Origin of the sequence: uncultured Agrobacterium sp., assembly GCF_913777885.1 — a bacterium.
Classification (GTDB): Bacteria; Pseudomonadota; Alphaproteobacteria; order Rhizobiales; family Rhizobiaceae; genus Agrobacterium.
In genome coordinates this window covers 138751-152010 of sequence record NZ_CAJYTV010000017.1, presented here as the reverse complement: position 1 = coordinate 152010, position 13260 = coordinate 138751, and the positions used below count along the sequence as shown (strand labels likewise).

The following is a 13260-nucleotide window of genomic DNA, read 5'->3' as shown; positions in this document are numbered from 1 at the left end:
TGCAAGCTGACAGAACGGCAGTCCGATGAAATTTCTCGATGAAGCAAAAGTCTATATCAAGTCCGGCGATGGCGGCGCAGGTGCCGTCTCCTTCCGGCGCGAAAAATTCATCGAGTTCGGCGGCCCGGATGGCGGTGACGGCGGACGCGGCGGCGATGTGTGGGTCGAGGTCGTCAACGGCCTCAACACGCTGATCGACTTCCGCTTTCAGCAGCACTTCAAAGCCTCCATCGGCCAGCACGGCATGGGCAAGACCCGCACCGGCGCCAAGGGCTCCGACGTGGTGCTGAAAGTCCCTGTCGGCACGCAAATTTTCGAAGAAGACAACGAAACGCTGATCGTCGACCTGACCAAGGAAGGCCAGCGCTTTCGTCTGGCCGCTGGCGGCAATGGCGGTTTCGGCAATGCCTATTTCAAATCCTCGACCAACCAGGCGCCGACACACGCCAACCCAGGCCTGGCAGGTGAAGAAAAGACCATCTGGCTTCGACTGAAGCTGATCGCCGATGCGGGTCTGGTCGGCCTGCCCAATGCCGGTAAGTCCACCTTCCTGGCAACCGTCACACGCGCACGTCCGAAGATCGCCAACTATCCTTTCACCACGCTTCACCCCAATCTCGGCGTTGCTACGATTGACGGTCGCGAATTTGTTCTTGCCGATATTCCAGGCCTGATCGAGGGCGCGCATGAAGGTGTGGGCATCGGCGACCGCTTCCTCGGCCATGTGGAGCGCACCCGCGTGCTGCTTCATCTGGTTTCCGCTCAGGAAGAGAAGGTTGGCCAGGCCTACAAGACCGTCAAGGCGGAACTGAACGCCTATAGCGGCGGCCTGACCGACAAGCGCGAGATCGTCGCACTGTCGCAGATCGACGTGCTGGACGAGAAGGAGCTGAAGAAGAAGGCCAAGGAACTGGAAAAGGCCTGTGGCCGTCCTCCGCTTCTTCTATCTGCTGCCGCCCATATCGGCATGACGGAAGCATTGCGCGCACTGCGTGACGTGATCGTCGATGCCAGCGAAGGTGGCGAGACCGCCCTTCCCGACCGCTCCATGCCCATCGAAGAGCTGGAAGACGGAGACGACCATCTATGACGCTTGCGCGAAAACCGCTCGGCAGCCATCATCGCATCGTCATCAAGATCGGTTCTGCCCTGCTGGTGGACCGCAAGACGGGGCTGAAGAAGGATTGGCTGGACGCGATCTGCGATGACATAGCAGAGCTGAAGAAGAACGGCGCCGATGTACAGGTCGTCTCTTCGGGCGCGATCGCGCTTGGCCGAACGGTTCTCAACCTGCCCTCTGGCGCCTTGAAGCTGGAGGAAAGCCAGGCGGCAGCGGCTGTCGGGCAGATCGCGCTGGCACGCGCCTGGTCCGAAAGCCTTTCCAAGCACGATATCGTTGCGGGGCAAATCCTGCTGACGCTTTCCGACACGGAAGAACGTCGCCGCTATCTCAATGCGCGCGCGACGATCAACCAGCTGCTGAAGATCGGTGCCACGCCGATCATCAACGAGAATGACACGGTGGCGACCACCGAAATCCGCTATGGCGACAATGATCGGCTGGCCGCGCGCGTCGCGACCATGACCGGTGCGGATCTGCTTGTCCTGCTCTCCGATATCGATGGCCTCTACACTGCTCCTCCGCATCTTGATCCCGACGCCCGGTTTCTCGAGACCATTGCGGAGATCACGCCCGAGATCGAGGCGATGGCTGGGGGTGCGGCCTCCGAACTGTCGCGTGGCGGTATGCGCACCAAGATCGATGCCGGAAAGATCGCCACTGCCGCTGGCTGCGCCATGATCATCGCTTCCGGCAAGACGCTGAATCCATTGAAGGCCATCGAAGAGGGAGCACGCTCCTCCTGGTTTGCTCCCTCCGGCACGCCGGTGACAGCCCGCAAGACATGGATCGCCGGTCAACTTCAGCCAGCAGGCGAGGTGCACGTGGATGAGGGCGCGGAAAAGGCGCTGCATCAGGGCAAGAGCCTGCTGCCTGCCGGGGTCAAGCTCGTCAAAGGCAATTTCGGACGTGGCGATGCCGTTGCGATCATCGGGGTGCAAGGCCGGGAGATTGCGCGCGGGCTTGCCGGTTACGATGCCGACGAGGCGCGCCGCATCAACGGTCACAAGTCGAACGAGATCGAAGCCATTCTCGGTTATGTCGGACGCTCGGCGATGATCCATCGCGACGATCTGGTGATGACCGGAGCCGCGGTCAAAGTGAAAAAAGCAAAGAAGGATGAAGTCGATGCCTGACCAGGCCGTGAAGCAAAGCCAGTCCGTTGATGCGCTGATGATGAATATCGGCGCACAGGCGAAAGCTGCTTCACGACCGTTGTCCATCGCTTCGACCGCGCAGAAGAACCGTGCGCTTCTGGCCATGGCATCCGCCATCGATGCATCGGTGGATCGCATTCTCGACGCCAACAAAAAGGATGTAGCGGCTGCCGAACAGGCGGGCGTGACGGGCTCCTTCATCGATCGCCTGAAGCTTGACCCTTCGCGCATTTCCAGCATTTCCGAAGGCATCCGGGCAATCGCCAATCTTGCCGATCCCGTCGGCGAAGTGATCGCTGCCTGGGATCGTCCGAACGGTTTGAAGATCGAGCGGGTACGCACACCTCTTGGCGTTATCGGGGTGATCTACGAAAGCCGTCCGAATGTGACGGCGGATGCCGGTGCGCTTTGCCTGAAAGCAGGTAACGCCGTGATCCTGCGCGGCGGCTCGGATTCGCAATATTCATCGCGCGCTATCCATGCCTGCCTGGTGGAGGGCCTGAAGATCGCTGGGCTTCCAGAGCATGCGATCCAACTGGTGCCGGTGACCGACCGCGCCGCGGTCGGACTGCTGCTCGGCGGCCTTGGCGGGACTGTCGATGTGATCGTGCCGCGTGGGGGAAAAAGCCTGGTAGGGCGTGTGCAAACGGAAGCCCGCGTGCCCGTCTTTGCGCATCTGGAAGGCATCTGCCACGTTTATGTCGACAAATCCGCCGACCTTGAGATGGCAAAGAAGATCGTCCTGAACGCCAAAATGCGCCGCACCGGTATTTGCGGCTCTGCCGAAACCTTGCTGGTCGATCGCGCCGTGGCGGCAACCCACCTTGAACCTCTGGTAAAAATCCTGCTGGAGGCAGGCTGCGAGGTACGCGGTTCGGATGAGGTGCAAAACGCCGTTGCAGGCGTGACGCTGGCGAATGAGGAAGACTGGCGCACTGAATATCTCGATGCCATCATATCGGTGACCCTGGTGGACGGTATCGACGGTGCGATACAGCATATCGGCACCTATTCCTCAAACCACACCGAAGCGGTGATCGCCGAAGATCCAGAAGTCGTTGCCCGCTTCTTCAACGAGATCGATAGCGCCATTCTTCTGCACAATGCCTCCACGCAGTTTGCCGATGGCGGAGAGTTCGGCATGGGCGCTGAAATCGGCATTGCGACCGGCAAGATGCATGCGCGCGGTCCGGTCGGCGTCGAACAGTTGACCTCCTTCAAATACCGTGTGCACGGCACCGGCCAGACGCGGATCTGATATTTGGCGGCTGATCCGGTTCTTGACCAACGTTACCTGACCATGCCGCACACCGAGCGCGGCATGGTGATCGGGCTATTTGGTGGGTCCTTCAATCCCCCGCATGATGGCCACGCACTGGTGGCGGAAATCGCTATGCGTCGTCTCGGCCTCGATCAACTCTGGTGGATGGTGACGCCAGGCAACCCGCTGAAGAGCAAGACCGGACTGGCGCCACTTGCCGAACGGATCGCCGCCTGTGAGGACCTCGTCACCGATCCGCGCATCAAGATCACCGCATTCGAGCAGACCCTTGGGGTCAGCTACACGGCCAATACGCTCGCCAAGATCAAAGCGCGAAATCCGCACGCCCGTTTCATCTGGGTCATGGGTGCGGATAATCTGAGGACCTTCCACCATTGGCAGAAATGGCGCGTGATTGCTGAGACCTTTCCAATTGCCGTCATCGACCGCCCGGGGGCAACGCTTGCCTACCTCTCCTCCACCATGGCGCAGGCCTTCAGCCATGCGCGGATCGATGAGGACGATGCCGGGGTCTTGTGGAAGAAGGACGCCCCCGCTTGGGTTTTCATTCACGGTCCGCGCTCGACCTTGAGTTCCACTGCCATACGCAACGGGCATAAATGAAGTATGAGCCTCTGCGCTACGGCCCACCATCTTGAAAAGTGAATATAATGATGCCACCTTTACTGTGTGCCGTTGTGAATCGCGGCGCTCAGTATCTGTTTTGTCATTTCGGAAAGGAAAACCTCTGACAACAGTACACACCAAGGGAAGAGCTTACAGCGCTATCCCGAAGGGCCAGGAGAGTGGCGTCGATGCCGCCCGTCGTGCCCTGGAAACCGTCCTTGCGAGTGTCGAGGACTCCAAAGCAGAAGATATCGTTTCCCTGAACATTGCCGGAAAGTCGGCGCTGGCAGACTACATGGTGGTCGTGTCCGGGCGTTCGAGCAGGCATGTGACGGCGATCTGCGAACATCTCATCACCGACATGAAGGATGAGGGTTTCGGCGGCGCGCGTGTTGAAGGCCTGGAGGCTGGCGACTGGGTGCTGATCGACGCAGGCGATGTCATCATCCATGTGTTCCGTCCAGAAGTGCGGGCGTTCTACAACATCGAAAAGATGTGGGCGACCCCGGACATCGAGGAAGAAACACTGCATTGATCGCGGGTTAGAGCATGCCGCGCAAATATATGCAGCGGTTTTGCATTAACGACATGCGATGAAGCATAGGAATAAGGCGTAAGCGCCAATCTGATAGGTCGCGACACGCTTTACACCGAAGGCTTTTCTCGGTCGCATGGAAATCCGCAGCCAGTTCTGCTACAAACCGCAGCCTTACAGGGTTGCGAACGGGCTGATATGTGAATGCGGATTTCAATTTTTGCGGTGGGACGGCTGAAATCCGGCCCCGAGAAAGATCTTGCGTCTCGCTACCTGGATCGCTTCGCCAAGGCCGGCCCGGCCATCGGGCTGGAATTCGGCAAGATGATCGAGGTGCAGGAAAGCCGCGCCTCCAACCCGGATACGCGCAAACGCGAAGAAGCGGCGATGCTGGAAAAGCACCTGGCCGATGGCGCCGCACTGATCCTTCTGGACGAGCGCGGCAAGGCGCTCGACAGTCCCGCTTTCGCCGAGCTTTTCGCCACCATGCGCGATAATGGCAAGCGCGATGTCATCATCGCAATCGGCGGTGCGGACGGGCTGGACCAATCGCTGACGGAGAAGGCAGCCGCCACGCTCTGCCTCGGCAAGCTGACATGGCCGCACCAGATCGTGCGCTTCCTCATTTCCGAACAGCTTTACCGGGCCGTGACCATTTTATCAGGCCATCCCTACCACCGCGTATAGAGCTTCCTTTGTGCGTCCTTCAGGGTGCACAAAGGAAGCTCTAACTTTTCGAATTTACGCATCGTGCTCTCCGAAAATCGATTCGATTTTCGGGCCGATGCTGCAGACAATCTCCCCTCTGCGGCTCTCACCGACATGCTTTCGTCGCAAACGCGCATCTATGTCGGCTGGCTTTCATGCCTATTGGCGCAAAGCCGCGAAGCAGCGTATGGTCGCCAATCTTATCGAGCGGGTAGAAGAACGACGTCATGGGTCAAACGTGCGACAAATTCCGGCTTGCGCTGACGACGGGCGTGGCACTTGTCGTCCTTGGCGCCGCATCCCTTCACACGCCCCAAGCTTCCGCCCAGGACGCAGCGCCGGCCACACCCCCAGCCACGCAACCGGCAGAGACGCCAAGCGAATTGCAGGAACTGGAGACGCGCCGTGACCAGAACCGCCAGGATTTGGAGGAACTGGTGGACAGTATTGGTTTGTCTGAAGACAAGGCGCGCCAGCTTGAAGAGAGCATCGCGGCGCTGAACCAGGATACCGCGAGGATCAAGGAAGAGCTGATCGCATCCGCCCAGCGACGCAAGGATCTGGAAGCCAAAATCAATGATGGGCAGGACCGGCTGGCAAAGCTGAGCGTGCGCGAGGATTCCGTAAAGGCGTCACTTCGCGAGCGCCGCGGCGTTCTGGCCGAAGTTCTGGCCGCCCTCCAGCGCATGGGCCGCAACCCGCCACCCGCCCTTCTGGTGTCCCCTGAAGATGCGCTCGCCTCCGTCAGAAGCGCGATCCTGCTGGGAGCTGTGGTTCCGGGCATCCGGGCCGAAACCGACAAGCTCATCACCGCTCTCAAAGAATTGACTGACTTGCGCCAGGCGATCGCTGTGGAGCGTGAGCAGTTGACAGGCATGATGACGGCAAGTCTGGAGGAGGAAAAACGCCTCGATCTGCTGCGCGCCGAAAACGACAAGAAGAACAGCCAGACCGCAGCCGAACTGGAAGCAGAACGCAAGCGATCTGAAGAACTTGCCAGCAAGGCGACAAGCCTTGAAGGCCTCGTTTCATCGCTCGAAAACGAGATATCGTCGGTACGCGAGGCCAAGGAAAAGGCGCGTTTGGAAGAAGAGCGGATCGCCCGTCTTCCGCCTGCTGAACGTGACAAATTGGAGGCGCAGAGCGAGGCTGGAACGCCCGATAAAAACCGCATTGCGCCCGCATATCCGTTTTCGAGCTTGAAGGGTAAGCTGGCAATGCCGGTTTCAGGCGAAGTGCTTCGACGCTTCGGCGATGCCGATGGAACCGGGCATTTCTCCAAGGGAATCGTCGTCGCGACCGGCCCGGAAGCACTCGTTACAGCACCAGCGGACGGCTTCGTGGTTTTTGCTGGAGAATTTCGAAGCTACGGCCGCATGATCATCCTCAATGCTGGTGACGGTTATCATCTGGTCCTGACAGGCATGGACAATGTGAGAACGCGGCAGGGCATGTTTGTTTTCTCCGGTGAACCGATTGCCTCCATGGGCGTAAAAAGAGTGGCAAGTGCAGCGGCTTTGGCGCTGGAAACTGACAAGCCAACGCTTTACATTGAATTCAGAAAGGACGGAGTGCCGGTTGATTCTCAACCCTGGTGGTCCGCAAAAAATACCGGAAGGGCGCGTAATGATTCGTAAGGCTTCGCTTCTTCTCATCGGTGGGCTCATGGGCGCCACAGCGATGAGCGTTATCTATTCTGCCAGCCTGCCGGCGCAGGCCGCAGGCCCTTCCACATACAAGGAATTGTCGATCTTCGGCGATGTCTTCGAGCGCGTGCGTGCGCAATATGTAACGCCGCCGGATGACAAGAAGCTGGTCGAAAACGCCATCAACGGAATGTTGAGCTCGCTCGATCCGCATTCGAGCTTCATGAATGCCGAAGATGCCAATGACATGCGCACCCAGACCAAGGGTGAGTTCGGCGGTCTCGGCATCGAAGTGACGATGGAAAACGAACTGGTGAAGGTCATCTCGCCGATGGACGATACGCCGGCCGCCAAGGCTGGTATTCTCGCAGGCGACTTCATCTCCGAAATCGACGGTCAGCCGGTGCGTGGCCTGAAGCTCGAAGAAGCGGTCGAGAAGATGCGCGGCGCCGTCAAGACGCCGATCAAGCTTACCATTATTCGTCAGGGCGCCGACAAGCCGCTCGACATCACCGTCATGCGTGACATCATCGCAGTTCGCGCGGTCAAGTCCCGCGTCGAAGGTGGCGATGTCGGTTATCTGCGCGTCATCTCCTTTACCGAGAAGACCTATGACGATCTCGAAAAGGCGATCAAGAAGATCAAGCAGGATGTACCGGCCGACAAGCTCAAGGGCTATGTGCTCGATCTGCGCTTGAACCCGGGTGGTCTGCTCGATCAGGCGATCAATGTTTCCGATGCGTTTCTGGAGCGCGGCGAGGTGGTTTCCACCCGCGGACGTAACCCGGATGAAACCCGTCGCTTCAATGCAACGGCTGGCGACCTGACCGATGGCAAGCCGGTTATCGTTCTGATCAACGGTGGATCGGCGTCGGCGTCTGAAATCGTTGCCGGCGCGCTGCAGGATCTGCGTCGCGCAACGGTTGTCGGCACGCGGTCCTTCGGCAAGGGCTCGGTCCAGACGATCATTCCGCTGGGCGAAACCGGTGCGCTTCGTCTGACGACGGCGCTCTATTACACGCCATCCGGCAAATCCATCCAGGGTACCGGCATTACGCCTGACATCAAGGTGGAACAGCCGCTGCCGCCAGAACTTCAGGGCCGTGTTCGCGCTGAAGGGGAATCGAGCCTTCGCGGCCACATCCAGGGCCAGAGCGAAACCGAAGAGGGCTCGGGTTCCGCAGCTTACGTTCCGCCGGAAGCCAAGGACGACATCCAGCTGAACTATGCGCTGGACCTGCTGCATGGCACCAAGAACGACCCATCCTTCCCGCCGAACCCGGAAAAGGCAGTCGTCAACAAGCAGTAGGACATCAAAGGCACTGGCCTAAGGCCGGTGCCTTTTCATGTCCGCTCAGACGTTACCCACGCATCAGCCACGGAAACATCATTGTCATCAGACCTGCGTAAACCGCTCATGGGTCGGAAGCGTAAACAGAGCGCCGGGTTCTTCCGGCGCTTTTCTGTGTCGATGCTGCTTGCAATTCTTGTTGGCGGCGGTGTGGCCGGACTATCCCTCTACACGGCTCTCTCTCCAGGCAATCTGGCAAAAAGCTCCACCGCGCCGGACGTGACACTCGGACCGGCGGGAGCGCCGCAGGACCAGGCGGTAACCGCAAACGACGGTAACGCCGTTGACCTGCAAAGTGGCCGTTCCGGCGCCAATGTTCAGCGCAATACCATGTCGGACGGCAACGTCGTCTCCGTCTTTTCGCCGAAGGACAGAACCGATAATGCGCCTGTGCTGATGACCGGCCAGACGGTTGGGCAGGATCCACGCGTGGCCATGCGGCCGAATGACGAGCTTTTGGAGGATAGCCCCTTCGGCAGACTGCCGATTGTCAGCGCCGACGGCTTGAAACCGATGGATCAGTACGCCAGACCCTGGTCCGGTGCGCGCGGCACCCGGATTGCTATCGTCGTTGGTGGCCTGGGGCTCAGCCAGACCGGCACGCAGAAGGCCATCAAGGAACTTCCGCCTGAAGTCACCCTCGGCTTTGCCGCGTCGGGGAACAGCCTGCAGCGCTGGATGCAGGAGGGCCGCCGCGAAGGTCATGAAATCCTGCTGCAGATACCGTTCGAGCCTTTCGGCTATCCTGGCACCAATCCCGGCCCCGATACGCTGCTCATTTCCGATCCGCCCAAGGTCAATATCGAGCGGTTGCACCGCTCCATGGCCAAGATCACCAACTATACCGGCGTGATGAACTATCTTGGCGCGCGATTCATGGCCGATGACAAGTCGCTTGAACCCGTCCTTCGCGATATTGGCCAACGTGGCCTGCTCTTTCTGGATGACGGTTCGTCGGCGCAATCGCGCACCAGCATAATCGCGAAGGCCGTTTCCACGCCGACAGGCTTTGCCGATCTGCAACTGGACGATCAGGTGAACGAGACAGCCATTCTGCGCAAGCTGGACGATCTGGAGCGGATTGCCCGCAGAAACGGCTCCGCTATCGGCGTCGCCTCTGCCTTCGATGAAAGTGTTGCCGCCATTTCCAAATGGTCGGTCGAGGCAGCTGGTCGCGGCATCGAGATCGTTGGTGTTTCCGCGCTTGTTTCGCAAGACGCCAAACAGTAAGTCTTCCCCATCACCCAACAACGTCCGGATTAGAAAATGTCGATCACAGCAGCCGATCTGCCATACCGCCCCTGCGCCGGTATTATGGTTCTAAATGATAAGGGCCTCGTCTGGGCCGGACGCCGTATCTCGCAAGGCAATTCAGAGTTCGATGGGTCGCCTCAACTCTGGCAGATGCCGCAGGGCGGCATCGACGAGGGAGAAGCCCCTTTGGCTGCCGCCATTCGTGAGCTCTATGAAGAAACGGGCATGAAGACGGTGACGCTGCTGGCCGAGGCGCGTGACTGGATCCATTACGATCTGCCGCCGCAGCTGATCGGCATCGGGCTTCGCGGCAAATATCGCGGCCAGGCGCAGAGATGGTTTGCGTTCAGGTTCGATGGCGACGAAAGCGAAATCCAGATCAACCCACCGCCCGGCAGTAACGAAGCGGAATTCGACGCCTGGGACTGGAAGCCGATGGAAACGCTGCCAGACCTCATCGTCCCGTTCAAACGGTCGGTCTATGAGCAGGTGGTGGACCAGTTCCGCCATCTGGCAGCCAAGTGACGGCAACAAAAAAGGCGGCATCTCTGCCGCCTTTTTCAATCGTCTGTCAGAATTACTCGGATTCGGCAGAATCGGCCGAGTCGGCGTTTAGCTGGCCGTACTTGGCTTCGCCGATCTTGTTGAGCAGATCGAGCTGTGTTTCGAGGAAGTCGATATGGCCTTCTTCGTCGATGAGTAGCTGTTCGAACAGCTTCATCGAGACGTAGTCGCCAGCGTCGTGACAGATGTCGCGAGACTTCTTGTAGGCTGTCCGAGCGTCATATTCGCCAGCAAGATCGGCTTCCAGCACTTCCTTGACGTTCTGGCCGATGCGCAGGGGCGCTACGGTCTGAAGGTTCGGATGGCCTTCGAGGAAGATGATGCGATCGATGATCTTGTCAGCGTGCTGCATCTCTTCGATCGACTCGGCGCGCTCTTTCTTGGCGAGCTTCGTGTAGCCCCAGTCGTTCAACAGCCGGTAGTGAAGCCAGTACTGGTTCACCGCACCGAGTTCGAGGAACAGTGCCTCGTTAAGCTGCTCGATGACTCTTTTGTCGCCTTTCAATGTCCGCTCTCCTGTGGTCTTCATGTAATTGTTTCAAGCGGGACATAAAATCAAAAACTTCGGCCTCAGTCGAGTGCCGACGTGCATGATAGTCTTCCGTCGTTTTGATGATCAGGTCGACGACAGTCGGGAAACAGCCACAGCAACGACCGCGCTTCTGCATGGCGTGATAGACTTTCGCAGGAACGATGAGCTGCCAACAGTCTTCGTCCAGAAGCTCGTTGATGACATCGCGAATGTCGTTATCGGTGATGTAATTGCAGCTACAAACCAGCATGATCCAATGCCTGTGTGACCCAACGCGTTGTTTTTTCTGTTAAACCAAAACAGGACATTCGATGTCAAGAAAAACAATCACGCGATTGGACAAGTGATCGGCTTAGATCGCTTCTAAACTAGATGAAAAATTTCGTCTTTTTCATCTATTTAGCAGATTCTTGATGAGCAGCGCGTTGATCGGCCCGATGAACTCAATCGGCGAAAGGCATCCGATCTCACGGGTTTGTGATCTCTTTTTCGCCGTCCGTTAGGCGAAGTACTGTCCGCCATTGGCCGTCAGTGTCGATCCTGTGATGAACCCGGCATCATCGGATGCAAGGAAGAGCGCACATCGGGCAATCTCGTCCGGCTCACCCAATCGACCGACCGGGATCTGCGGGAGGATGCGCTCGCTCAAAACGGTTTCGGGAATAGCGCGCACCATCTCTGTGCCAATGTAGCCGGGGCAGATTGCGTTGACGGTGATATTGCGCGCCGCGCCTTCCTGTGCCAGCGCCTTCGTCAGCCCGATATCGCCAGCCTTGGAGGCGGAATAATTCGCCTGTCCTGCCTGGCCTTTCTGTCCGTTGATCGAGGATATGGTGATGATGCGCCCAAAACCGCGCTCGCGCATGCCAGGCCAGACCGGATGGGTCATATTGAAGACGCCATTGAGATTGGTATCGATGACGTCGCGCCAATGCTGCGGCGTCATCTTGTGGAACATGGCATCTCGCGTGATGCCGGCATTGTTGACGAGGATGTCGATCGGTCCGAGCGTTCGCTCAACCTCCCCCACGCCCGCCACGCAAGCATCGTAATCCCGCACATCCCATTGAAAGGCTGGGATGCCGGTTGTCTGCCGAAAGGCTTCGGCGCGATCCTCGGTAAAGACGTAATTCACCGCGACCTTGTAACCCGCTGCCTGGAAGGCCTTGGCGATTGCTGCGCCGATGCCGCTCGTTCCACCCGTTACCAATACCACACGGCTCATCTTCAAGGCCCTCGATTTCAATGCGTGGTCCTTTAGAGGGGCCAACATGGCATTTCAATGTTTTCAGACGATCACAGACCCTCTAGGCACATGGCAACGCCCATGCCACCGCCAATGCAGAGTGTCACAAGGCCCTTTTTTGCCTGACGCCGTTTCATTTCGAAAACGAGCGTGTTCAAGACACGCGCGCCAGACGCACCGATCGGATGACCGATGGCAATCGCCCCGCCATTGACGTTGACGATCTCCGGGTTGAGATCGAGGTCGCGCACCACGGCACAGGACTGGGCGGCAAAGGCCTCGTTTGCCTCGACCAGATCGAGATCGCCAACGGACCAACCTGCCTTGCTAAGCGCCTTGCGCGAGGCAGGGATCGGGCCAGTTCCCATGATCTGTGGATCGACACCGGCGGTGGCCCACGACGCGATGCGTGCCAGCGGCTGGATGTTGCGTCGGGAAGCCTCTTCTTCCGTCATCAAAAGCACGGCGGCTGCGCCATCATTGAGTCCGGAGGCATTGCCAGCCGTCACGCTGCCGTCCTTGTCGAAGGCCGGGCGCAGCTTCGTCAGCGCCTCGAGCGAGGCACCCGCACGGATATATTCGTCTGCGGCAATCGTCACATCACCCTTGCGGCCCTTGATAACGAAGGGGGCAATCTCGTCTTCAAAACGCCCGGCTGTCTGTGCAGCTTCTGCGCGGTTTTGCGAGCGCACCGCATATTCGTCCTGCTCTTCGCGCGAAAGCTGCCACTGGCGAGCGATATTCTCTGCCGTGATACCCATGTGATATCCATGGAAGGCATCGATCAAACCGTCCTTCAGCATGGTATCGATCATCTTGAAATCGCCCATCTTCACGCCGCCACGCAAATGCGCGCAGTGCGGTGCCATGGACATGGATTCCTGGCCGCCTGCCACGATCAGGGAAGCATCGCCAAGCGCGATCTGTTGAGCGCCAAGTGCCACGGCGCGAAGGCCCGAGCCGCAAAGTTGATTGATACCGAACGCGGTTGCCTCCTGCGGGATACCAGCCTTCAGTGCCGCTTGGCGCGCGGGATTCTGTCCCTCGCCTGCGGTCAGCACCTGTCCCAGGATCGCCTCATCGACATCGGTCGCGGCAACGCCTGCACGGTCCAGAACAGCGGTGATGACGGCTGCGCCGAGTTCGTGCGCCGGCGTGTTGGAAAAGCTCCCGTTGAATGAACCGACCGGCGTGCGGGCAGCGCTTGCGATCACGATGGAGGATGAAGCCATGAATGTTTTCTCCCGAATTTTGGCGCG

General features: G+C 58.9%; 14 protein-coding genes. 10 read left to right on the top strand and 4 right to left on the bottom strand.

Annotated features, from left to right (window positions below):
- Positions 1-25 precede the first annotated feature (25 nt).
- The 10 genes from obgE (at position 26) to QZ869_RS15815 (ending at position 10184) form a co-directional block, all read left to right on the top strand.
- Positions 26-1090, top strand: coding sequence for a GTPase ObgE (gene obgE, locus QZ869_RS15860; protein WP_296105864.1), 1065 nt, complete (start codon positions 26-28; stop codon positions 1088-1090).
- Positions 1087-2256 (top strand): glutamate 5-kinase, encoded by a 1170-nt coding sequence (gene proB, locus QZ869_RS15855; protein ID WP_296105862.1) that lies wholly within the window; start codon positions 1087-1089, stop codon positions 2254-2256. Before obgE ends, proB begins: the two co-directional genes overlap by 4 nt.
- On the top strand, positions 2249-3535 hold the full coding sequence (locus QZ869_RS15850; RefSeq protein WP_296105860.1) for a glutamate-5-semialdehyde dehydrogenase: 1287 nt from the start codon (positions 2249-2251) through the stop codon (positions 3533-3535). The genes proB and QZ869_RS15850 overlap by 8 nt, the downstream gene beginning before the upstream one ends.
- 42 nt (positions 3536-3577) lie before the next feature.
- On the top strand, positions 3578-4162 hold the full coding sequence (locus QZ869_RS15845; RefSeq protein ID WP_296019317.1) for a nicotinate-nucleotide adenylyltransferase: 585 nt from the start codon (positions 3578-3580) through the stop codon (positions 4160-4162).
- Between the two features lie 100 nt (positions 4163-4262).
- Positions 4263-4700 carry a ribosome silencing factor gene (gene rsfS, locus QZ869_RS15840; protein ID WP_296019221.1) on the top strand — a complete coding sequence of 146 codons (438 nt, stop codon included), beginning with the start codon at positions 4263-4265 and terminating at the stop codon, positions 4698-4700.
- Between the two features lie 204 nt (positions 4701-4904).
- On the top strand, positions 4905-5387 hold the full coding sequence (gene rlmH / locus QZ869_RS15835; protein WP_296105858.1) for a 23S rRNA (pseudouridine(1915)-N(3))-methyltransferase RlmH: 483 nt from the start codon (positions 4905-4907) through the stop codon (positions 5385-5387).
- 248 nt (positions 5388-5635) lie between these two features.
- On the top strand, positions 5636-7045 hold the full coding sequence (locus QZ869_RS15830) for a murein hydrolase activator EnvC (protein WP_296019216.1): 1410 nt from the start codon (positions 5636-5638) through the stop codon (positions 7043-7045).
- The gene (locus QZ869_RS15825) at positions 7035-8363 is read left to right on the top strand and encodes a S41 family peptidase (RefSeq protein ID WP_296034870.1); all 1329 of its coding nucleotides are present in this window, start codon (positions 7035-7037) and stop codon (positions 8361-8363) included. The genes QZ869_RS15830 and QZ869_RS15825 overlap by 11 nt, the downstream gene beginning before the upstream one ends.
- Before the next feature lie 81 nt (positions 8364-8444).
- Entirely contained in the window at positions 8445-9635 is a 1191-nt protein-coding gene (locus QZ869_RS15820; protein ID WP_296105856.1) for a divergent polysaccharide deacetylase family protein, read from the top strand.
- A 36-nt stretch (positions 9636-9671) separates the two neighbouring features.
- Positions 9672-10184: an RNA pyrophosphohydrolase gene (locus QZ869_RS15815; RefSeq protein ID WP_113326763.1), complete on the top strand. Its 513-nt coding sequence runs from the start codon at positions 9672-9674 to the stop codon at positions 10182-10184.
- Between the two features lie 52 nt (positions 10185-10236).
- Here QZ869_RS15815 and bfr read toward each other — a convergent pair whose 3' ends face one another.
- The 4 genes from bfr to QZ869_RS15795 form a co-directional block, all read right to left on the bottom strand.
- Positions 10237-10728 carry a bacterioferritin gene (gene bfr, locus QZ869_RS15810; protein WP_027673553.1) on the bottom strand — a complete coding sequence of 164 codons (492 nt, stop codon included), beginning with the start codon at positions 10726-10728 and terminating at the stop codon, positions 10237-10239.
- Positions 10694-11005 (bottom strand): bacterioferritin-associated ferredoxin, encoded by a 312-nt coding sequence (locus tag QZ869_RS15805; protein ID WP_113326764.1) that lies wholly within the window; start codon positions 11003-11005, stop codon positions 10694-10696. The genes bfr and QZ869_RS15805 overlap by 35 nt, the downstream gene beginning before the upstream one ends.
- A 249-nt stretch (positions 11006-11254) precedes the next feature.
- A complete protein-coding gene (gene phbB, locus QZ869_RS15800; RefSeq protein WP_296105854.1) occupies positions 11255-11980 on the bottom strand; it encodes an acetoacetyl-CoA reductase in 726 nt (241 codons plus the stop codon).
- Positions 11981-12051: 71 nt separating this feature from the next.
- Positions 12052-13233, bottom strand: a complete 1182-nt coding sequence (locus QZ869_RS15795) for an acetyl-CoA C-acetyltransferase (protein ID WP_296105852.1) — start codon at positions 13231-13233, stop codon at positions 12052-12054.
- Positions 13234-13260: the final 27 nt, after the last annotated feature.